The organism is Mycobacterium sp. SMC-16 (genome assembly GCF_046250085.1).
GTDB classification, from domain to species: Bacteria; Actinomycetota; Actinomycetes; order Mycobacteriales; family Mycobacteriaceae; genus Mycobacterium; species Mycobacterium phocaicum.
In genome coordinates, this window is sequence record NZ_CP176427.1 from 2,165,473 (window position 1) to 2,185,949 (window position 20,477).

At 67.0% G+C, this 20,477-nt stretch carries 18 protein-coding genes and 1 pseudogene; 15 read left to right on the forward strand and 4 right to left on the reverse strand.

The genetic code is table 11. From position 1 onward, the window contains the following. Positions 1 to 37 precede the first annotated feature (37 nt). The 14 genes and pseudogenes from pgeF (at position 38) to ACJEIK_RS10515 (ending at position 15,983) form a co-directional block, all read left to right on the forward strand. Positions 38 to 748 (forward strand): peptidoglycan editing factor PgeF, encoded by a 711-nt coding sequence (pgeF, locus tag ACJEIK_RS10450; RefSeq protein WP_409431448.1) that lies wholly within the window; start codon positions 38 to 40, stop codon positions 746 to 748. Continuing rightward, positions 745 to 1,548 (forward strand): YggS family pyridoxal phosphate enzyme, encoded by an 804-nt coding sequence (locus ACJEIK_RS10455; protein WP_061005133.1) that lies wholly within the window; start codon positions 745 to 747, stop codon positions 1,546 to 1,548. Before pgeF ends, ACJEIK_RS10455 begins: the two co-directional genes overlap by 4 nt. Positions 1,549 to 1,613: 65 nt before the next feature. Next, on the forward strand, positions 1,614 to 2,252 hold the full coding sequence (locus ACJEIK_RS10460; protein ID WP_061005131.1) for a cell division protein SepF: 639 nt from the start codon (positions 1,614 to 1,616) through the stop codon (positions 2,250 to 2,252). A gap of 133 nt (positions 2,253 to 2,385) precedes the next feature. Then, positions 2,386 to 2,679, forward strand: a complete 294-nt coding sequence (locus ACJEIK_RS10465) for a YggT family protein (RefSeq protein ID WP_061005129.1) — start codon at positions 2,386 to 2,388, stop codon at positions 2,677 to 2,679. 269 nt (positions 2,680 to 2,948) lie between these two features. Next, on the forward strand, positions 2,949 to 3,752 hold the full coding sequence (locus ACJEIK_RS10470) for a DivIVA domain-containing protein (RefSeq protein ID WP_020103630.1): 804 nt from the start codon (positions 2,949 to 2,951) through the stop codon (positions 3,750 to 3,752). A 10-nt stretch (positions 3,753 to 3,762) separates the two neighbouring features. Further along, positions 3,763 to 4,134: pseudogene (locus ACJEIK_RS10475) on the forward strand (hypothetical protein); the annotation flags it as partial. A gap of 664 nt (positions 4,135 to 4,798) precedes the next feature. Further along, positions 4,799 to 6,292: a NarK/NasA family nitrate transporter gene (locus ACJEIK_RS10480; RefSeq protein ID WP_133426993.1), complete on the forward strand. Its 1,494-nt coding sequence runs from the start codon at positions 4,799 to 4,801 to the stop codon at positions 6,290 to 6,292. 115 nt (positions 6,293 to 6,407) lie between these two features. Continuing rightward, on the forward strand, positions 6,408 to 7,112 hold the full coding sequence (locus ACJEIK_RS10485) for a FadR/GntR family transcriptional regulator (protein WP_064858713.1): 705 nt from the start codon (positions 6,408 to 6,410) through the stop codon (positions 7,110 to 7,112). A gap of 12 nt (positions 7,113 to 7,124) precedes the next feature. Beyond that, entirely contained in the window at positions 7,125 to 7,955 is an 831-nt protein-coding gene (locus ACJEIK_RS10490) for a sterol desaturase family protein (RefSeq protein WP_409431449.1), read from the forward strand. Positions 7,956 to 8,104: 149 nt separating this feature from the next. Then, the gene (locus ACJEIK_RS10495) at positions 8,105 to 12,145 is read left to right on the forward strand and encodes a molybdopterin-dependent oxidoreductase (RefSeq protein WP_409431450.1); all 4,041 of its coding nucleotides are present in this window, start codon (positions 8,105 to 8,107) and stop codon (positions 12,143 to 12,145) included. A gap of 90 nt (positions 12,146 to 12,235) precedes the next feature. Then, complete coding sequence (locus ACJEIK_RS10500) at positions 12,236 to 13,528, forward strand: GTP cyclohydrolase II (protein WP_409431451.1); 1,293 nt, start codon at positions 12,236 to 12,238, stop codon at positions 13,526 to 13,528. Continuing rightward, entirely contained in the window at positions 13,525 to 14,760 is a 1,236-nt protein-coding gene (locus tag ACJEIK_RS10505) for a URC4/urg3 family protein (protein ID WP_409431452.1), read from the forward strand. Before ACJEIK_RS10500 ends, ACJEIK_RS10505 begins: the two co-directional genes overlap by 4 nt. A gap of 9 nt (positions 14,761 to 14,769) precedes the next feature. Continuing rightward, on the forward strand, positions 14,770 to 15,399 hold the full coding sequence (gene upp / locus ACJEIK_RS10510; protein ID WP_267316747.1) for a uracil phosphoribosyltransferase: 630 nt from the start codon (positions 14,770 to 14,772) through the stop codon (positions 15,397 to 15,399). A gap of 2 nt (positions 15,400 to 15,401) precedes the next feature. Further along, complete coding sequence (locus tag ACJEIK_RS10515; protein WP_409431453.1) at positions 15,402 to 15,983, forward strand: nucleoside deaminase; 582 nt, start codon at positions 15,402 to 15,404, stop codon at positions 15,981 to 15,983. Positions 15,984 to 16,002: 19 nt separating this feature from the next. On the opposite strand, the gene ACJEIK_RS10520 is transcribed toward ACJEIK_RS10515, so the two are convergent. The 4 genes from ACJEIK_RS10520 to ACJEIK_RS10535 all read right to left on the reverse strand — a co-directional run bounded on the left by ACJEIK_RS10520 (position 16,003) and on the right by ACJEIK_RS10535 (position 19,830). After that, positions 16,003 to 16,356 (reverse strand): heme-binding protein, encoded by a 354-nt coding sequence (locus ACJEIK_RS10520; protein ID WP_061005115.1) that lies wholly within the window; start codon positions 16,354 to 16,356, stop codon positions 16,003 to 16,005. Positions 16,357 to 16,431: 75 nt separating this feature from the next. Further along, complete coding sequence (locus tag ACJEIK_RS10525; protein ID WP_409431454.1) at positions 16,432 to 17,811, reverse strand: glycoside hydrolase family 1 protein; 1,380 nt, start codon at positions 17,809 to 17,811, stop codon at positions 16,432 to 16,434. 28 nt (positions 17,812 to 17,839) lie between these two features. Continuing rightward, on the reverse strand, positions 17,840 to 18,421 hold the full coding sequence (locus ACJEIK_RS10530) for a TetR/AcrR family transcriptional regulator (protein WP_409431455.1): 582 nt from the start codon (positions 18,419 to 18,421) through the stop codon (positions 17,840 to 17,842). A gap of 68 nt (positions 18,422 to 18,489) precedes the next feature. Beyond that, positions 18,490 to 19,830 (reverse strand): FAD-dependent oxidoreductase, encoded by a 1,341-nt coding sequence (locus tag ACJEIK_RS10535; RefSeq protein WP_409431456.1) that lies wholly within the window; start codon positions 19,828 to 19,830, stop codon positions 18,490 to 18,492. 224 nt (positions 19,831 to 20,054) lie between these two features. Here ACJEIK_RS10535 and ACJEIK_RS10540 point away from each other — a divergent pair, with 224 nt between their 5' ends. Next, entirely contained in the window at positions 20,055 to 20,474 is a 420-nt protein-coding gene (locus ACJEIK_RS10540) for a hypothetical protein (protein WP_409431457.1), read from the forward strand. The last annotated feature ends 3 nt before the right edge of the window (positions 20,475 to 20,477 follow it).

A 20,477-nucleotide genomic window follows, 5' to 3' on the forward strand; every position in this document is an offset into this window, starting at 1 on the left:
ACCGAGTGGCGCGGGCACACCGGATAAATTTGGAATCGTGACGTTCCGTATCCGCAGAGTGACTACGACGCGTGCGGGCGGGGTCTCGAAGGCCCCGTTCGACACGTTCAACCTGGGTGACCACGTCGGCGACGAGCCAAAGGCCGTGGCGGCCAACCGGACTCGGCTGGCCGAGGCCATCGGGCACGGCTCGCTGGTGTGGATGAACCAGGTGCACGGTGACCATGTCGAAGTTGTCGAGGGCCCTGGAACTGGAGCCGGGGGAGCCTATGACAACACCGACGCCCTGGTCACCGCAACGCCGCGGCTTCCGCTCGCGGTGATCACGGCCGACTGCGTGCCGGTGCTGTTGGGTGATGCGCGCGCTGGTGTGGTGGGCGCCGTGCATGCCGGACGGGTCGGCGCGCAGAAGGGCGTGGTGCTGCGCACGGTCGAGGCGATGCAGAAACTCGGTGCGCAGGTGCAGGACATCTCGGTGCTGCTGGGCCCGGCGGTCAGCGGGCGCAACTATGAGGTGCCCTACGAGATGGCCGACGACGTCGAGGCGGTGCTGCCGGGCAGTATCACCACCACCGCGCGCGGCACGGTCGGTCTGGATCTGCGGGCGGGTATCGCCAGGCAGCTGGCCGGTCTGGGTATCAAGGCCATCGACATCGACCCGCGCTGCACGGTCGACGATCCGAATCTGTTCAGCCACCGACGTGGCGCCGCGACCGGGCGGCTGGCGTCGGTGGTGTGGATGGAATGACCAGCGCGCCGCGCGAGGCCGAACTGGCCGCGTCGCTGGCCCGGATTCAGGCGCGGATCGACGCGGCGGCGGCGGCCGCCGGCCGGGATCGGGCCGACATCGAATTTCTTCCGGTCACCAAATTCTTTCCGGCGAGTGATGTTGTCGCACTGTTCGGATTGGGCTGCCGGGCATTCGGTGAATCGCGCGAGCAGGAAGCGGCGGGCAAAGTCGCTGAGGTGTCGGGCGTCTTGTCGGACAAGAAATTGATCACACCGCCGGGCGAATTGTTGGATGCGTCATCGAACATAGAGTCGAACAATGTAATTCGGTGGCACATGATCGGCCGAATTCAACGCAACAAAGCGCGGGCAGTGGCGCGCTGGGCCGCGGTGGCGCATTCGGTCGACACCGCGCCGTTGATCGCCGCGCTGTCGCGCGGCGCGGTCGAAGCATTGGACCAAGGCCGCAGGTCCGAGCCATTGCAGGTCTATATCCAGGTCAGCCTCGACGGGGATCCGGCGCGCGGCGGCGTGCCGGTGGACCGACCGGACCTGGTCGACGAACTGTGTGCGGCCGCGGATGCCGCGCCGGGCCTGGGTCTGGCGGGCCTGATGGCGATCCCGCCGCTGGCCAGCGCGGCCGACGCGGAGTTTGCGCGACTGGAGGCTGAATTGCTCAGGGTCCAAACGCAATACCCATACCGGCTGGGCCTGTCCGCGGGCATGTCGAATGACCTGGAAGTTGCGGTGCGACACGGGTCAACGTGTGTGCGTGTCGGTACCGCGTTAATGGGACCGCGTCCTCTAACGTCACCATGAGTAGTCACTCCAGTCACACTTACATCACAGTCACCAGACACCACATTTTTAGCTAGGGGCATCCGATGAGCACACTGCACAAGGTCAAGGCCTACTTCGGTATGGCGCCGATGGACGACTATGACGACGAGTACTACGACGACGAAGAGCGTCCATCGCGCTCCTACCAGGCCCCGCGCCGCCCCCGCGACGAGCGTTTCGAGGACGAGGACTACGGCCGCGGTGAGCCGCGCGGCTACGACGACCGCATGGGCCGCGAATACGAAAGTGCCCCAATGGGTTACCGCGGTGGCTACGACGAGATGCCCGCCCGTGGCCCGCGTGAGTTCGAGCGTCCGCGCTTCAACACCCTGCGTGGTGCCACCCGTGGCGCCGTCGCCATGGAGCCCCGCCGCATGGCCGAGCTGTTCGAGGCCGGCAGCGCACTGGCCAAGATCACGACCCTGCGTCCCAAGGACTACAGCGAGGCCCGCACCATCGGTGAGCGCTTCCGCGACGGCACCCCGGTGATCATGGACCTGGTGTCGATGGACAACGCCGACGCCAAGCGCCTCGTCGACTTCGCCGCCGGCCTGGCCTTCGCGCTGCGCGGCTCGTTCGACAAGGTCGCCACCAAGGTCTTCCTGCTGTCGCCGGCCGACGTCGACGTCAGCGCCGAAGAGCGTCGCCGGATCGCAGAAGCGGGCTTCTACAGCTACCAGTAGCACCCCCGGCATCACCGAACAGCTCTACGCAAGACCCCTTCGGCCCCCGGCCGGAGGGGTCTGCGTTAGGTAGGCTCGCTCTCAAGCGCCGACAGCAGTCGGCGCTTTTCCCGCGCTAGTGAGGTCTGTTGCATTGACCCTGTTCTTCGACATTCTGGGTTTTGCGCTGTTCGTCTTCTGGCTGCTGTTGATCGCCCGTGTGGTGGTGGAGTTCATCCGCGGATTCAGCCGGGACTGGCAGCCGAGGGGACTGACCGTGGTGATCCTCGAGGTGATCATGACGGTGACCGATCCTCCGGTGAAGCTGTTGCGGCGCTTGATCCCGCCATTGACCATCGGGCCGGTCCGGGTCGACTTGTCCATCGTGGTGCTGCTCATGGTGGTGTTCATCGGCATGCGGCTGTCTTTCGATCAGGTCGGGGCCTGACCGCGACGTTCCCCTGACCTGCAGAAGCGCATTAATTACATTTATGTAATTAATGCGCTTCTTTCGTTTTGGTCAATTCGGTGTCGAGCGCCGGGCAGCGTTGCCGAATTCCAATGAAACATTGAAATTCGTTCTTAATTCCGGACCTCGCCTGCAACCGCCGGGTCTGCTGTGACAGGATGGACGCCAGTTACTCCACGATCGCTCTACACTTTGATCGCTCTACACTTTGACACCGATTGACGGTCCAGACTGCAAGGGGGCAGAAGATGCCGCTAACTCCGGCTGACGTCCACAACGTCGCATTCAGCAAGCCGCCGATTGGCAAGCGCGGTTATAACGAGGATGAGGTCGATGCATTCCTCGATCTCGTCGAGACCGAGCTGACCCGGCTGATCGAAGAGAACAGCGATCTGCGGCAGCGGGTCGCCGAGCTCGACGCCGAGCTCCAGTCCGCCCGCACCGGCCAGCCGGTCGCGGCGCCGGTCTACACCCCGCCCGCACCCGCGCCCGAGCCGGAGCCCGTCGCGGCACCCGCGCCGGTGGCCGCTCCTGTCGCCGCGCCGGTCGGCGAGGACCACCACGTCCGTGCGGCCAAGGTCCTGAGCCTGGCCCAGGACACTGCCGACCGTCTCACCGGTTCGGCGAAGGCCGAGGCCGACAAGACCCTCGCCGACGCCCGCGCCCAGGCCGATGCCCTGGTCAGCGATGCCAAGCGCACCGCCGAGACCACGGTCGCCGACGCCAAGGCGCGCGCCGAGGCCATGCTGGCCGACGCACAGACCCGTTCGGAGGCGCAGCTGCGCCAGGCGCAGGACAAGGCCGACGCCCTGCAGGCCGACGCCGAGCGCAAGCACACCGAGATCATGGGCAACATCAACCAGCAGCGCACGGTGCTGGAAGGCCGCCTCGAGCAGCTGCGCACGTTCGAGCGCGAGTACCGCACGCGTCTCAAGACCTACCTGGAGTCCCAGCTCGAAGAGCTCGGTCAGCGTGGCTCTGCCGCTCCGGCCGATTCGGCGGCCGGTGGCGAAGGTGCTGGCTTCGGCCAGTTCAACCGGGGCAACAGCTGACGGCTGACCAATGCTGATCATTGCCCTGGTCCTTGCCCTCATCGGGCTGACCGCGCTGGTGACCGCGATTGTCACCAGCAATGAGCTGATCGCCTGGGTGTGTATCGGCGCCAGCGTCATCGGGGTGCTGCTGCTCATCGTCGACGCGCTGCGGGAACGCTCGCGCGGCGGGGCGGCACCGGCCGACGCCGGCGGTACCGATGTCGATGCCGCGGCCGATACCGCGGTGGTCGAAGCCGTGGACTATCCCGAGGATGACGCCGAGGCCGAGCCGGAAACGGTTGTCGCCGAAGCGGTTTCGGACGACGAGGCAGTTTCTGAGGATGCCGACGCCGAGGCCGATGTGGCCGAAGCTGAAGAGGCTGAGGGTGACGAAGCCGAGGCTGCGGACGAGTCCGCGGAATCCGAAGAGACCGAGGACGCAGAAGCTGCGGACGCCGAGGAGGCCGACGAGCCTGAGGCCGCCGGCGCGGACGAGGCCGAGGAAGCCGAAGCCACCGACGAAGCCAAGGCAGACGACGACGTCAAGGCCGACGACGAAGCCAAGGCCGACGAGGACGAGGCCAAGAAGGCCTGAGGCGCCCCCAATTTCACACCGATCACCGCCGCGACGGATTGCCGTCGCGGCGGTGCTTTTTTGCCCGGTGTTGACCCGGCCGGAGAAGTGCACGGCTTCACTCGCCACGCGTTTCAGCGGCCGTTATTGAAGCCAGGTACTTTCTCCGGCCGCCTGAGGTCCCTGAGTTCAATAACTGCCGCGGACCGCCACCACGATTGAATTCACGTACTTCCCGGCCACTCCACCGAGATTGACCACCTGATCAAGACTGCCGTCGGCGGCCATGCGCCCCGCCCGACCGTTCGCACTCCACATTTCGTGCTTGTTGCGTCGATACGTCGGCTGTGAATCGCGCGGGTCACCAACCACAGGGTCCTCCAAGTGAGTGCCTATTGACTTTGCTGACACCGAAGGGCAACAGCTGCGGCATGGGGCGTCCGTACATATGTAGCCAACCAATTTCCGCACTGGGAGGCCTGGAGGCACTGTGAGTCTGTTGAGTCGTAACCGCGACATCGAGCACTGGGATGCTGAGGATGTTGCTGCGTGGGACGCGGGTAACAAGGACGTCGCCAAGCGGAACCTGATCTGGTCGATCTTCGCCGAGCATGTCGGTTTCTCCGTATGGAGCATCTGGTCGGTGATGGTGCTGTTCATGCCGCAGGCGGTCTACGGCATCGATGCGCTGGGCAAGTTCGTCCTCGGCGCGGTGCCGATCGCGGTGGGCGCCTTCATGCGCATTCCCTACACCGTGGGACCGGCCAAGTTCGGCGGCCGCAACTTCACGATCTTCAGCGCCTTGATGCTCGCCATCCCGTGCGCGCTGACCATGTACTTCATGATGCATCCGGGTACGTCGTACACGACGTTCCTGATCGTCGCCGCGGTCGCCGGTTTCGGTGGCGGTAACTTCGCGTCGTCGATGACGAACATCAACGCCTTCTACCCGCAGCGACTGAAGGGCTGGGCGCTGGGCCTGAACGCCGGTGGCGGCAACATCGGTGTCCCGGTCATCCAGATCATCGGCCTGGTCACCATCGCCACGCTCGGCAACCGTCGTCCCGAGGTCGTGTGCGCCATCTACCTGGTGCTGCTGGCCGCCGCGGCCCTCGGTGCCGCGCTGTTCATGGACAACATCCAGGGCCAGAAGTCGAACCTGTCGGCGATGGTCGAGGCCATGAAGTTCCGTAACTCGTGGGTGATGTGCTTCCTCTACATCGGTACGTTCGGTTCGTTCATCGGGTTCAGCTTCGCGTTCACCCAGATTCTGAACATCAACTTCACCGCCCAGGACGTCGCGCCGCTGCTGGAGAAGTACCACGTCGCGTCGGTGGCCAAGCTGCCGAAGGAAGCCGCCAAGGAGCTGGCCAAGGCCAACTTCGACGCCTCCATCCACACCGCGTGGATCGCGTTCCTGGGCCCGCTGCTCGGCTCCATCTCGCGTCCGTTCGGCGGCAAGCTGGCCGACAAGATCGGTGGCGGCAAGATCACGCTGTACACCTTCGGGGCGATGACGGCCATCACCGCCGTCCTGGTCGGTGGCGGCATGTGGGACGACGCCACCAAGGGGCCGGCCACGGGTGCCCAGATGGCCGTCTACATCACGGCGTTCATGGTGCTGTTCGTCCTGACCGGCCTCGGTAACGGCTCGACGTACAAGATGATCCCGTCGATCTTCGAGGCCAAGGCGCAGAGCAAGGACGAGCTCGGCGCGACGGAGAAGATGCTGTGGTCGCGCAGCATGTCGGGCGCCTTGATCGGCTTCGCCGGCGCGGTCGGCGCGTTCGGCGGCGTGCTCGTCAACATCGTCCTCCGGACCTCTTACGCAGGCCCCTCGCACTCGGCGACCACCGCGTTCTGGGTGTTCCTCGCCTTCTACGTGATCTGCGCGGTCGTCACCTGGTTCGTGTTCCTGCGCCAGCCGCACCTGCGTGCGGCGACGGGCGAGCACGTCGGCCGGGCGGTGGTGCCTGCCACCTAGTCCATCGGCCGGAATGCCCCGCGGGAGTTTCCCGCGGGGCATTCTCGCGTTTGTGATCCAGATAACTGGTCCAACCAGTTGACCAGTTGTCGTGGCGAGCCCGATCATTGACCCCATGGACATCGCACCCGTCGCGCGGTCGGCGGTCAGTGACTCGGTCTTCGCGCACCTCGTCGACGAGATTCTGTCCGGACGCGTCGCGGTCGACGACGCGCTGCCGTCCGAGCGCGAGCTGGCCCTGGCCTTCGCGGTGAACCGGCACGCCATTCGGGAAGCGCTCAAGCGGCTGCAGCAGGCCCGGCTGGTACGGATCAGCCACGGCGGCAAGACGCGGGTCCAGGACTGGCGGCAGACGGCCGGTCTGGACGTGCTCAGCACCCTCGCTGCCACCGGAGCCGTGCCGGCCCTGCAGATCGCCCGCGACATCATGGTGATGCGTCGGTCCGTGGCCGCCGACGCGGCCCGGCTGTGCGCCCGCAACGCCACCGCGGAACAGCTCGCGTCGATCGCTGCCGCGGCCGCGGCGTACCCGGCGCAGCGCACCGACGAGTCGTTCGCGGTGGACCTGACGTTCTGGACCGCGATCATCGACGGCAGCGGCAACCTGGCCTACCGCCTGGCGCTGAACACGCTGGTCGCAGCATTCACCGACATCGGCTTCGACTCGATCGCCGACCTCGGCATGGCGGCCGAACTCATCGACCGCGAGGCCCACATCACGCTGGCCGAGCACCTCGTCGCCCGCGATGCCGATGCCGCGCACCGCGTGGCCGACGAGCTGCTGGGCCGCGTCGTCGACACCCTTTCCGCTCGGCAGTAGGAGTCATTGCCCATGTTCGATCTGATCCAGCACGCCATACCGGTGTTCGTGATCTGCCTCGTGCTTGAGGCGCTGTCCTTCCGCTTCCTGCCGGACGATGACGAGGTCGGTTACGAACTCCGGGATTCCCGAACGAGTCTCACCATGGGCATCGGCAACGTCATCATCAACATCGGCTGGAAGCTCGTGGTTCTGGCGGCGCTCAGCGCGGCGTACCTCGTGGCGCCGGTACATCTGCCCGCCGACAATCCGCTGACCTGGATCGCACTGTTCGTCGCCGACGACTTCGCCTACTACTGGTACCACCGCACCCACCACACGATCCGGGTGTTCTGGGCCAGCCACGTCGTGCACCACTCCAGCGAGCACTACAACCTGTCGACCGCACTGCGACAGACGTGGACGCCGTTCACGGCGCTGCCGTTCTGGTTGCCCTTGGCGTTCCTCGGCTTCTCGCCGTGGATGATCCTGCTGCAGCAGTCGGTCAGCCTGCTCTACCAGTTCTTCATCCATACCGAGCGCGTCGGAAAGCTGTGGCGGCCCATCGAATTCGTGATGAACACGCCGTCGCATCACCGGGTCCACCACGGCTCCAACGATCAGTACCTGGACACCAACTATGGCGGCATCCTCATCATTTGGGACCGGCTGTTCGGCAGCTTCCAGCCCGAGGGCGAGCGCGTCGTCTACGGTCTGACCAAGAACATCAAGACGTTCAACCCGCTGCGGGTTGCCACGCACGAATACACCGCGATCTGGCAAGATGTGCGCGCGGCGAAGACGTGGAAGCAGCGCTTCGGACACACGTTCCGCGGCCCGGGTTGGTCGCCCGACAGCGCGTAACGCAGCTCACAGATTTCCGGCAGGTTTCCATCATGATTCCGGCGTGAAACATGTTGCGCACCAGGGCCTGCCGGCCATGTGAGCTTGGGTTGACGCGTAGTACATGGTCGCGCAACGGTTGCGGCATCGGCGGCCCGTAGAACTGAGGCATGACGCCGCCCGGAGCACACACCACGCGCACCGCGTGCTCCTACTGCGGTGTCGGTTGCGGTATTTCGGTCGAGACCCGCCCCGACGCCGGTACCGGGCTGCCCGTGATCGCGCGGGTCTCCGGGGACCGCTTGCACCCCACCAACTTCGGACGGTTGTGCACCAAGGGCGCCACCCACGCCGACCTGATGGCCGCGGACGACGGCCGACTCACCACAGCGCTCGTGCGACGCAACGGTGAGATGGTAAGCGTCACAACTGACGACGCCACCGCCGAAGCGGGCCGTCGGCTGCGGGCCATCATCGATGAGCACGGCCCCGACGCTGTGGCGCTGTACGTTTCGGGCCAGATGACCATCGAGGCCCAGTATCTGGCCAACAAGCTGGCCAAGGGCTTCATCCGCACCGTGCACATCGAATCCAACTCGCGGCTGTGCATGGCGAGCGCCGGCACCGGATTCAAACAATCGCTCGGTGCCGACGGTCCACCCGGGTCGTACACCGATTTCGATTCTGCCGACCTGTTTTTCGTGACCGGCGCCAACATGGCCGACTGCCACCCGATCCTGTTCCTGCGCATGGCCGACCGCATGGCCAAGGGCGCCAAACTGATCGTCGTCGACCCGCGCCGCACCACAACCGCGGAAAAGGCCGACCTCTTCCTGCAGATCAAACCCGGCACCGACCTGGCGCTACTCAACGGCCTGCTGCACCTCCTGGTCGAAAGTGGCGCGATAGACCATGAATTCATCGCCACGCACACCGAGGGCTGGGAGACCATGCCGGCGTTCCTCGCCGACTATCCGCCGGCGACGGTCGCCGAGATCACCGGAATCCCCGAAGCCGACATCCGCCGTGCCGCCGCGATGATCGCCGAGGCCGGGGAGTGGATGTCGTGCTGGACCATGGGCCTGAACCAGAGCACGCACGGCACCTGGAACACCAACGCCATCTGCAACCTGCACCTGGCCACCGGTGCCATCTGCCGGTCAGGTAGCGGCCCCATGTCCCTGACCGGCCAGCCCAACGCCATGGGCGGCCGCGAAATGGGTTACATGGGACCGGGTCTGCCCGGCCAGCGCGCCGTGACGTCGGCCGCGGACCGGGCGTTCACCGAAGAGCAGTGGGAGCTGGAACCCGGCACCATCCGCACCGACGTCGGCCCCGGCACCATCGAGATGTTCCGGCAGCTGGGCGCCGGTGACATCAAAGCCGTATGGATCATCTGCACCAATCCCGTTGCCTCCGTGGCCAATCGGCAGACCGTCATCGACGGCCTGCAAGCCGCCGAGCTGGTGATCACGCAGGACACCTACCAGGACACCGCGACCAACGCCTACGCCGACATCATGCTGCCGGCGACGTTGTGGGCTGAAGCCGACGGCGTCATGGTCAACTCCGAACGCAACCTGACCCTGTTGCAGCAGAGCATCCCCGCCGCCGGTGACGCGCGTCCCGACTGGGAGCTGATCTGTAATGTGGCCCGGCACATGGGCTTCGGCGACGAGTTCGACTACAAGTCCAGCGAGCACGTATTCGCCGAAATCCGCCAGTTCAGCAACCGCCGGACCGGTTACGACCTCAGCGGCGTGACCTACGAGCGGCTGCGGGAGACCCCGCTGCAGTGGCCCTGCCCGCCGGACAGTGGCGATCGGAACCCGATCCGTTACCTCAACGACGGCATCAGCCAGGACCTGTTCGTCGGCGCGGACGGGCACCGGCCGCGGCTGGCGTTCCCGACGCCTTCGCGGCGGGCGGTGTTCCACGCCCGCCCGCACATGGACCCCACCGAGCTGCCCGACGACGATTTCCCCTTGGTGCTGAACACCGGCCGGTTGCAACACCAGTGGCACACCATGACCAAGACCGGGAAGGTCGAGAAGCTCAACAAGCTCACCGGGAAGCCGTTCATCGAGATTCATCCCACCGACGCGGCCGGCCTCGGCATCACCGACGGAGCGTCTGTCGAGGTGTCGTCGCGCCGCGGCACAGCGGTCCTGCCGGCCGTCCTGACGGACCGGGTACGGCCGGGCAACTGCTTCGCGCCGTTCCACTGGAACGACCAACAGGGTGACCAGCTCACGATCAACGCCGTCACCAACGATGCGGTGGACCCCGATTCGCTGCAGCCCGAATTCAAGGTGTGCGCGGTGCGGTTGGCGCCGGTGGTGACCGCACCGGCCGTCGCGCCTCTCGCGCCCGTTACTACCGGGACCCACCCGCTGGCGGCCGCACTCGGCCTGGCCGGGCCGCCCGCGCTCAACGACACCGAAAAGGTTTATCTGTCAGGATTTTTCAGTGGTATCGGACACTCGGCCGGAGTGCCGGTGCTACCCGTATCGGCGCCAGTCAGCCCCCTGGTGCGACTGTGGGTCGACGGGGCGCTGGCCGGTGCGCACAGCGTCTCGGGTCCGGCTGCCGCCATCGATGTCCAGCCGGAGCCGGCGCCCCCGGGTCCGTTGGTGCTGTGGGCGTCGCAGACCGGCACCGCCGAGGAGTTCGCCACCGGCTTGGCCGCGAAGATCGCCGGGGCCCGCCTGCAGGTGCTGGATGACACCGCGCTGGACGAGGTCGCTGCCGCAGGTGAAGTCCTGGTCGTGACAAGCACTTTCGGGGATGGCGGACCACCCGACAACGGTGCCGACTTCTGGGCTCGCCTGAGTGCCGCGGATGCGCCGGATATGTCCGGGCTGCGGTACTCCGTACTCGGGATCGGCGACCGCGCATACGACAACTTCTGCGGCTACGCCAAATCCCTGGACGGCCGCTTCGCCGAACTCGGGGCCACCACGCTGCTGGACCGCGCGGACTGCGAGGCCTACGACGACGAGCCGATTGCTCAGTGGTCCGACGCTGTTGTCGAACTCGCCGTGGCAGCCCCGGTGGCGCCGGCCGCACCCGTCGCTCCGGCCGCACCTGCCAAGCCCGCTCCCAGACCCGCCGGGCCGTTCACCCGTAACAACCCGCTGCCGGTCCCGTTGTGCCGCAACACATTGCTGACCACCGGCGGCGCGAAGGAAGTGCGCCAGATCGGCTTCGACCTGTCCGGCCACGACGTCAGCTATGGTGTCGGCGATGCGCTCGGCGTGGTCGTGGCCAACTGCCCGGAGACCGTGTCGGCATGGCTGGCGGCCACCGGGCTCTCCGGAGACGAGGTCATCGAGATCGAGGGCGGCGAAACCGCTCTGCGCGACGCGCTGACGACGTCGTACGACATCTGCAAGGTGTCGCCGACGCTGATCAACTTCCTGGCCGAACGCAGTCGCGCCAAGGTGCTGCGGGCGCCCCGCGAAGAACGCGACCGCTGGCTGGACGGCCGCACCGGCCTGGACCTCGTGGAAGAGTTCAAAGTGCGGGCCGAACCCGAGGAGTGGCGAGACGCCCTGGTGCGCCTGGCGCCACGTTCGTACTCGATCTCGTCCAGCCCGCTGGTGAGCCCCGACGAGGTGCAGCTGACCGTGTCGGTGGTCCGCTACGAGGGCGCCCGTGGCGGTATCCGGCACGGCGTCGCGTCCACCTACCTCGCTGACCGGGCGCAGACGGTGCCGGTGTTCCTGCAGTCGGCGCCGCACTTCCGGCCGCCCGAGGATGCGCTGACCCCGATGATCATGGTCGGCCCCGGCACAGGCATCGCGCCGTTCCGTGGCTTCCTGCACGAGCGCCGGGCACTGGGACACACCGGCCGCAACTGGCTGTTCTTCGGCGACCAGCACCGGGCCGAAAACTATTACTACCAAGACGAATTGGAGGCCTTCGCCGCCGACGGGCTGCTGACCCGGCTGGATACCGCGTTCTCGCGGGACCAGGCGCGGCGGGTGTACGTGCAGCACCGGATGCGCGAGCACGGCGAGATTCTGTGGCGCTGGCTCGAGGATGGCGCGCACTTCTACGTGTGCGGCGACGCGGCGCGGATGGCCAAGGACGTCGACGTGACGCTCACCAACATCATCAAGGCCCACGGGGGCATGTCGGAATCGGCGGCGCACGAATACAAGCGTGAGCTGATCGCCGACAAGCGCTACGTCCGCGACGTCTACTGATCGGCGTGCCGGGCCAGGCGGTCCGGCGGTACCGCTGCACGCCCGGCCGTTTCGGGGTTGACTGGAGCTTGCCGGGAAGGAGCGATGTCGATGGTCATCGAGTCAGACGCAGGGTCGGGGTCGCCCGTTGCGGTTCCGCCCCGGGGCCCTGCCCGCCACATCCGGCTGACCTCCCACAGCGGCGCGGCCGACGCCCTGGCGATCCACTGGGGTGCAGCGACCGCCGCTGAGCGCGGCCCGCTTATCGGTACCACGACCACGCGCGCGCACCGCAACGTGATCGGCACCCACAGCGGCTCCTACAGCGTCTACCGGGCACTGGCGGTGGCGGCGGGGGCGCTCTCGCCAGAGCACCGCGCCGACCTGACCAACACCGCGCCCACCGATGTCATCGGCCCGTACCCGCAGTGGGCCGATCCGGGGGCGATCGTGAGTCTGGACCCCTGGGGAGCCATGGTCGCGGAGGCGTTCCCCGCCGAACTGGCCGCCGGCTACGACATCCGGCCGACCATCGCCATCACCAAGGCCCACGTGATGCTGCCGGAGGTCGCCGAGGCGATCGGCAGAGGCCGGCTCCGCCCCGACGGTCGCGTGTTACTGGACAACGACGCTGCCCTGGTGACCAAGGCCGCCATCGAACCGGTCTGGTTCCTTCCCGGGGTCGCGGCACGATTCGGTTGCAGCGAAACGGAACTGCGCCGCGTGCTGTTCGAGGAGACCGGCGGCATGTACCCCGAACTCGTCACGCGCGGCGACCTCGAAGTCTTCCTGCCACCCATCGGCGGGCAGACCGTCTACATCTTCGGCGAGGCCCGCGATCTCGCCGACCCCAGCGTGGAGTTGACCGCCCGCGTGCACGACGAGTGCAACGGATCCGACGTGTTCGGATCCGACATCTGTACGTGCCGGCCGTATCTCACGCATGCCATCGAGGAGTGCATCCAGGGTGCGCAGCGCGGCGGCGTGGGGCTGGTGGCCTATTCGCGCAAGGAGGGCCGGGCGCTCGGTGAAGTCACCAAGTTCCTGGTGTACAACGCGCGCAAGCGTCAGGTGGGCGGCGACACCGCCGACCAGTACTTCGCTCGCACGGAATGCGTTGCCGGAGTGCAGGATATGCGTTTCCAGGAGCTCATGCCCGACGTGCTGCACTGGCTGGGTATCCGCAAGATTCATCGACTGGTGTCGATGAGCAACATGAAGTACGACGCCATCACCGGCTCGGGTATCGAGGTCGTCGAACGCGTGAACATCCCCGACGACCTGATCCCGGCCGATGCCCGCGTCGAGATCGACGCCAAGACGGCCGCCGGTTACTTCACCCCCGGACCGGTGCCCGACGCCGACGAACTCAAGATCGCCAAGGGCCGCGGACTCACGTCATGACGATCAGCACCGGCACTGGCACCGACAGCGCCGTCGCGGTCGGCATCCTGCGGAGCACAGGCGCCGTCCGCGAACGCGCCGAATTCCTGCTGCGCCGGGCACGCGCGGGGGAGTCCCGCTGGTTCGTGGTCGATGACGACGCACTGGCGCAGGCCGCTGATCTCGTCGCCGACGTCACCCGCACGCGTTACCCGGATTTGGTGATCCCGTATCACAGCCGCTGGCGCCATTTCGAGGCCGGCGGCGTCGATCGCACCGCCGACCTGCGCGCCCGGCTGGCCGGGTTGGATGCCGCCGCGCAGGCCCGCGCGCTGATCGACCTGGCCGTGGTCAGTGTGCTGCTCGACGCCGGTGCGGGTCCCGACTGGGGTTACACCGAACCTGTTACCGGTCAACGCTTCACGCGGTCCGAAGGCCTCGGGGTGGCCAGTTGGCATGCCTTCGCCGACGGGCTGTTCTCCAGTGACCTGGCCCAGCCCTGGCAGGTCGACGCCACGGCATTGCGCGCCATCGACGACGCCGCCCTCGGCCAGGCATTTCAGGCCGCGCCGGACAATCCGCTGGTCGGACTCAGCGGCCGGGTGCAGCTGCTGCGCCGCCTCGGTGCCGCGCTCGAGGATCGTCCTGAGGTCTTCGGGCCGCAGGGGCGTCCCGGCGGCCTGTTCGACGTGCTGGCCGGCCCGGCAGTCCACGCGCACGACATCCTGGTGCGGCTCTTGGGCACCCTTTCCGGAGTCTGGCTGGCCGACAACGACATTGGCGGTATTCCACTCGGTGACTGCTGGCCGCACCCGGCAGTGCCCGGGCCGGGGCTGTCGCGTGGGTGGATGCCGTTCCACAAGCTCTCGCAATGGCTGACGTACTCGCTGCTGGAACCGTTCGAGTGGGCGGGGGTGCCGGTCACCGGGCTGGACGCGCTGACCGGCCTGCCTGAATACCGCAACGGTGGCCTGCTGCTCGATACCGGGGTGCTGCGCTTGCGAGACCCGGCGGCCGCGGACCGAACCTGGTCGGTGGCCGACGAATTGGTGGTCGAGTGGCGAGCGCTCACCGTCGCGCTGCTCGACGAACTCGCGCCGCTGGTGCGCGCCGCGCTCGGCCTCGACTCCGCGACCCTGCCGCTGGCGTGCGTCCTCGAGGGCGGCACCTGGGCTGCCGGGCGTTCCCTGGCGCAGCAGCTGCGAGGCGGCAACCCGCCGCTGTCCATCAGCAGTGACGGCACGGTTTTCTAGGGGGGCGCCATGGGTAACCTGCATCTCGTCGACCATCCGCTGGTTCAGCACAAGCTGACGCTGATGCGGCAGAAAGACGTGTCCACCAAGGGCTTTCGTGCCCTGCTGAACGAGATTTCGATGCTGATGACCTACGAGGTGCTGCGCGACATCCCCGTGCACGAGATCGAGATCGACACGCCGCTGGAATCCACCACGGGCATGGTCATCGACGGCAAGAAGCTCGTCTTCGCCTCGATCCTGCGCGCGGGCAGCGGCATTCTGGACGGCATGCTCAGCGTGGTTCCGGGCGCGCGCATCGGCCACATCGGTCTGTACCGTGATCCGAAAACCCATGTCGCCGTGGAGTACTACTTCAAGATGCCGAGCGAGCTGCACGAGCGCGACATCGTGGTGTGCGATCCGATGCTCGCCACCGGTAACTCGGCCGTGGCCGCGATCGACCGACTCAAGGAGTACCAGCCGCGCTCCATCAAGTTCGTCTGTCTGCTGACGTGTCCGGAGGGCGTCGCGGCCATGCAGGCGGCCCATCCCGAGGTGCCGATCTACGCTGCGGCGCTGGACCGACAACTTGACGAGCACGGCTACATCGTGCCGGGCCTGGGCGACGCCGGCGACCGCATCTTCGGCACCAAGTAGCCATGCCGAACCCGAACAGACGGACCGTGCTGCGCGGCGCCGGAATAGCCTTCGGCGCTTCGGTGGTGGCCGTGAGTGTCGCCGACCCGGCAGGCGCCCAGCCCGAGCCCGACCCGCAAGACCTGGCCCACCTCCGGCGCACATTCGTGCTGGCACAGCAGGCGCGCCAGGCCGGCGGCGCCCCCTACGGTGCCCTGGTGGCCGACGCCGCCGGCAATGTGGTCTCAGAGCACGGCAACACGTCGTCCGTCGACGGCGGGGATCCGACCGATCACGCCGAGATGGTCACCGTACGCAGCGCCTGGCGCGCGATCGGCGACGACGGCATGCGGTCGGCGACGCTGTACGCCAGTACCGAGCCGTGCACGATGTGTGCGGGCGGCGCCTACTGGAGTGGCATCGGCCGGGTGGTGTACGGCATGTCCAACACCCGGCTCCTGCAGTTCACCGGCGGCGATCCGAACAACGCGGGGTACGCGCTGCCGTGCCGCGACATCCTGCTGCACGGCTACCGGCCCATCACCGTCATCGGACCGCTGCTGGAAGACGAAGCGGCGCAAGCCCATCAGGGCTACTGGCGTTGACGTCCCCGGTTGTGGCGGCTCAGGACGACAGCGCGTCGAACAGCGCAGACATCTGTGCGGGTGAGACCGACATGCCGCCGCACTGACCGCGCAGCGTCGTCAGGGGCCGTGCGATGTTCTTCAGGTCGAAGAATTCGCCCGGGTGAGCGGTGAAGTACGCCCGGACGGCGCCTTCGGCGTCGCCCGACGAGCTCGCGTTGGTCAGGGCGTCGTTGGCGCCCGGGTGGGCGTCGAGGTAGGCCCCGGCCTGGGCGAGGACGGTCCCCGCGGTGCTGGCCAGTCCGCTGGCGGAACACGGCGCTGCGGTCGCGTTGGGGATGGCGATCGTGAGCGAGGCGAACCCGGCGAGCGCGAGCATGGCAGTCAGTTTCATACCGCTGATCCTGCTGGAAACCCGGCGATCTCGGGCGCATTGCGGGGAATTCGGCTCCGCGTGTTGGGGCCTGACTCAGCGCAGCGCGACCGTCGGCCCGTTCATATCCAGCGGCGCGCAGCTGTCCTGGCCGACGGTCGTCGAGCACTTCGCCGCGGGGATCACCGGCCGGTACGCCGGCGCCGTCCCGCCGTCGCGCGTGATCTGTGTGTAGGTCTGGACGGCGTCGGTCGGGACCCGCCGCAAGGCCGGATCATTGACTGCGTCAACCGAATACAGGCCGAAGCGGGGCCGGTAGCTGCCCCACTCGTAGTTGTCGATCAGGGACCAGTAGTTGTAGCCGATGATCGGGATGCCGTCGGCCTTGGCGCGCTGCAGCCAGAACACGGTGTCGCTGAGGTACTGCGATCGGGTCACGCCGTCGGTGCGCGGCTTCGCGTTGTCGGTGACCATGCCGTTTTCGACGACATAGATCGGCAGGCCGGGATACCGCTGGGCGTAGTGCCGCGCCACGTAGTAGATGTCCTCGGGCTGCAGTTTGGTGTTCCACCGCGCCGCCATGTTCTGCGCCGATGCCGGATTGTCCGCGGCCGTGCCGGTGTAGTAATCGAATCCGAGATAGTCGAGGCTGTCCCTGACCCGGTCGAAGAACGAGCCCTCGATACCCTTGATGCCGAATCCGGTGAACTGCGCCAACACTTCCGGCGGGATGTAGGCCTCGTTGGTGGTGACCTTGGCCTTGGGGTCGGCGTCATGGGCGGCGCGATACACGGCGCGGTGGGCGTCGGCGACGCGGTCGAGGAACGTGCCGAACTGGTCGGGTTTGATGGCGCCGGTGCGCACCTCCATGGCGCCGAAGGCCAGTGGCTCGTTGATGCTCACCCACAGCACGCCCTGCCCCGCATACCGTTTGGTGATCGCCTTGGCGAAGTCCTCGAACGCCGCGACATTGTTGAGGAAGCCGCCGCGGTCGGCGATCCAGCCGGGGTAGACCCAGTGCATCAGCGTGATCATCGGCGTCATGCCGTTGGCGAGCAGCGTCGCAACCACGTCGTCGTAGTAGGCCAGTTCCTTCTCGTCCCACACGCCGGGCTGCGGCATCACCCGCGCCCATTCGACCCCGAAGCGGAAAGTGTTGACGCCCATGGCGTGCGCGTTGGCGATGTCTTCCTTGTAGCGGTGCCGGAAGTCGTCGGCCTGCTTGTACGGCTCGACCGCGCCGAACGGATCGGTGACGGGCTTGCCGGCCGTCCGGTCGACGTATCGGCGCCAGTTGCTGTCGGGAGCGGCGCCTTCCACCTGGTAGCCGGCGGTCGCGGTACCCCAGTAGAAGTTGCGGTTCCAGGACGGACTGCTGTCCGTCCGCTCCTGCTTCACATCCGGCTTCGCACCGCAGGTGGAGAGGCCGAGGGAGAAGACAACGGCGGACGCCACGACAACCCGGTTCCACTTCATGCAAAAACCATACACTGCACTGTTTTGCTCAGGCGAGTAATGCTGCCCACACCGCGCGCACGTGCGCGCCCATGTCGATCGAGCGGTCGGACATCCACTGGATCTGGATCCCGTCGGCTGCGGCGATCAGGGCCGTGGCGGCGAACTCGGCGTCGACGTGTGCGGGCACGGCGCCGGCCTCCTGGCGGCGGCGCACATACTCGGTGATGGTCGCCCGCATTCCTTCGTACCGCCGGCGCAGGTATTCCGCGGCCGGATGGGATGGGTCGACCGCGGCGGCCGCGGCCAGCGACAGATAGACCGTGCCCGAGCCCGGTTTGGCGGCCTTGTCCACCATCGCCTGCGCCATGACTTCGCCCGGGTCGATGTCGATGTCCGAATTGCGGTACCACTCTTCGAATTTGGCGTCACCGTCGCGCTGCAACTCGGTCAGCAGGGCATCGCGCGTCGGGAAATAGTGCATCAGGCCCGCCAGGCTGATGTTCGCCTCATTGGCGATCACCCGCATCGATGCACCGGCCTCACCGTCGCGCTCCAGCACCGCGAGCGCGACGTCCTTGATCTCCGCACGCTTGGCCTCACCCTTGGCGTACCGACCCACAGTTGGCATGACGTGAGGCTAACGACAACCGCGGCTGGACGTGGCCGGAGTGGGATGTGTTCCGTGTGCGCGACCCGCTAGCGGCGGCCGGCGCTGACCATGTCCGCGCGGGGCACCACCTTGACCCGTTCACGGCCCTGTTGCGCACCGAGGGCCACCTCGTGCGCGTCGAGGCGTTCCCATTCCGCCCACGTCGTGTAGTCGATGCCGTTGCCGGCCAGGTGCTCCAGGATGGCGTCGGGTTCGCCGATCTCGGGTGCGCGGAGTCCGGGCAGATCCGCGAGCAGGCTGGTGATCGTCTCGGACGCATCGGATTTGGTGTGTCCGATGAGTCCGATGGGTCCGCGTTTGATCCAGCCGGTGACGTAGGTGCCCTCGATCAGCTCGCCGTCGAGGTCCAGGACCCGGCCGGCATCGTGCGGGACCACACCGGCGTGATGGTCGAACGGCAGGTCGGCCAGGTGCGACGAGAGGTAACCGACCGCGCGGTAGACGGCCTGCACCGGCCAATCGGTGAATTCTCCGGTGCCTCGGGCGGTTCCGTCGCCGATCAGCTCCGTGCGTTCGGTCCGAAGTCCTTCGACCCGTTCAGCGCCGAGCACTGCGACCGGGGATTGGCACAGATGGATGTGGATGCGGTGCGGCGCACCGGTGGGCTCGACGTCGAGATACCGCATCATGGTGTTGACGACGAGCTTGGTGGACTTGCTGGTGTTGATGGCGTGCTGACTGGCCTCGTCGATCTCGAAGCCCTCCGGGTGCACGATCACGTCGACGCTGGGGGAGTGTGACAGCTCGCGGAATTCCATCGGCGAGAACTTGATCTGGGCCGGACCGCGCCGGGCGAACACATGCACATCGGTGGCCTGATTCAGTGAAAGGCCTTGGTACACATTGCCGGCGATCTCGGCGCTCAACTGTTCATCGGCGGGCTTGGCCAGCATCCTGGCGATATCGAGCGCCACATTGCCCGCGCCCAGGACCGCCACGCTCCTGGCCTCCAGTGGCCAGGTTCGCGGCACGTCGGGGTGGCCGTCGTACCAGGACACGAAATCGGCGGCGCCATAGCTGCCGGGCAGTTCGATGCCAGGGACGTTCAGCGGGCGGTCCGCCCGGGCGCCGGTGGAGAAGACGACCGCGTCGTAGTGGCGCCGCAGGTCGGACAGTTTCAGATCGGTGCCGTAGTGCACATTGCCGATGAAGCGGATCTCGTCGCGTGAGAGCACTCGCCGTAGCGCCTTGATGATCTCCTTGATCCGGGGTTGGTCGGGCGCCGCGCCATAGCGGACCAGCCCGTACGGGGCCGGCAGCCGGTCGAACAGGTCGACCGTGGCCTGCGGGTATTCATCGACCAGGATGTCGGACGCATAGATTCCGGCCGGACCTGCCCCGATCACCGCCACGCGGATGTCACGCATTCAGCATCTCCTTGAATTAGGTAAGGCAAGCCTAAATTGGTACGCCGGTACCGCAAGGCCTACGTCAGGGCTGGGGCCGCGATGCTGATCACAGGCGTCCGCGGAGGTCGCCGGCGCACCAAGAAATCACCAAGGCGTCGGCCGCAACCTTGGGGTGACGACAAACCGTCAGCACCAACGGCTCCCGCCGTGAAGTGTCATCCCGAGAAGGGCAGCCCACGAAGATGATGAAGCTGGCGCTGATCGCAACCACGGCGGTCGCGGCAACGATCGGCCTGGCGGCAACCGCGCACGCCGATGACACCTACGCCTTTCGGTCCCCGTCGGGGAACGTCGGCTGCAAGATGGGCACGGGCGGTGCAATGTGCGAGATCACGGATTACACGTGGTTCATCCCGCGCCCGGCGGACTACACCGTGGGCGGGAAGGGCAACAGATTCCTGCTCGACCGGGGTCACGCACCCATCGCGGGTGACTGGCACTCGGACCACGAATTTCCCGACGGCGCAGCGACTCTCGACTACGGCCACAAGCGGGTGGTGGGCTCCATCACCTGCGACAGCGAACCCTCGGGAGTGACGTGCACCGATGCCGGCACCGGATACTTCTTCCGGGTGTCCCGCGATTCCTACCAGGTGGGCTGACGT

What these genes read in the sequence shown, in the direction of transcription:
- ACJEIK_RS10455 (WP_061005133.1), top strand. Translation starts at nt 745, where the DNA reads ATGACCAGCGCGCCGCGCGAGGCCGAACTGGCCGCGTCGCTGGCCCGG.
- ACJEIK_RS10460 (WP_061005131.1), top strand. Translation starts at nt 1,614, where the DNA reads ATGAGCACACTGCACAAGGTCAAGGCCTACTTCGGTATGGCGCCGATG.
- ACJEIK_RS10470 (WP_020103630.1), top strand. Translation starts at nt 2,949, where the DNA reads ATGCCGCTAACTCCGGCTGACGTCCACAACGTCGCATTCAGCAAGCCG.
- ACJEIK_RS10485 (WP_064858713.1), top strand. Translation starts at nt 6,408, where the DNA reads ATGGACATCGCACCCGTCGCGCGGTCGGCGGTCAGTGACTCGGTCTTC.
- ACJEIK_RS10490 (WP_409431449.1), top strand. Translation starts at nt 7,125, where the DNA reads ATGTTCGATCTGATCCAGCACGCCATACCGGTGTTCGTGATCTGCCTC.
- ACJEIK_RS10495 (WP_409431450.1), top strand. Translation starts at nt 8,105, where the DNA reads ATGACGCCGCCCGGAGCACACACCACGCGCACCGCGTGCTCCTACTGC.
- ACJEIK_RS10500 (WP_409431451.1), top strand. Translation starts at nt 12,236, where the DNA reads ATGGTCATCGAGTCAGACGCAGGGTCGGGGTCGCCCGTTGCGGTTCCG.
- ACJEIK_RS10505 (WP_409431452.1), top strand. Translation starts at nt 13,525, where the DNA reads ATGACGATCAGCACCGGCACTGGCACCGACAGCGCCGTCGCGGTCGGC.
- upp (WP_267316747.1), top strand. Translation starts at nt 14,770, where the DNA reads ATGGGTAACCTGCATCTCGTCGACCATCCGCTGGTTCAGCACAAGCTG.
- ACJEIK_RS10515 (WP_409431453.1), top strand. Translation starts at nt 15,402, where the DNA reads ATGCCGAACCCGAACAGACGGACCGTGCTGCGCGGCGCCGGAATAGCC.
- ACJEIK_RS10520 (WP_061005115.1), bottom strand. Translation starts at nt 16,356, where the DNA reads ATGAAACTGACTGCCATGCTCGCGCTCGCCGGGTTCGCCTCGCTCACG.
- ACJEIK_RS10525 (WP_409431454.1), bottom strand. Translation starts at nt 17,811, where the DNA reads ATGAAGTGGAACCGGGTTGTCGTGGCGTCCGCCGTTGTCTTCTCCCTC.
- ACJEIK_RS10530 (WP_409431455.1), bottom strand. Translation starts at nt 18,421, where the DNA reads ATGCCAACTGTGGGTCGGTACGCCAAGGGTGAGGCCAAGCGTGCGGAG.
- ACJEIK_RS10535 (WP_409431456.1), bottom strand. Translation starts at nt 19,830, where the DNA reads ATGCGTGACATCCGCGTGGCGGTGATCGGGGCAGGTCCGGCCGGAATC.
- ACJEIK_RS10540 (WP_409431457.1), top strand. Translation starts at nt 20,055, where the DNA reads ATGATGAAGCTGGCGCTGATCGCAACCACGGCGGTCGCGGCAACGATC.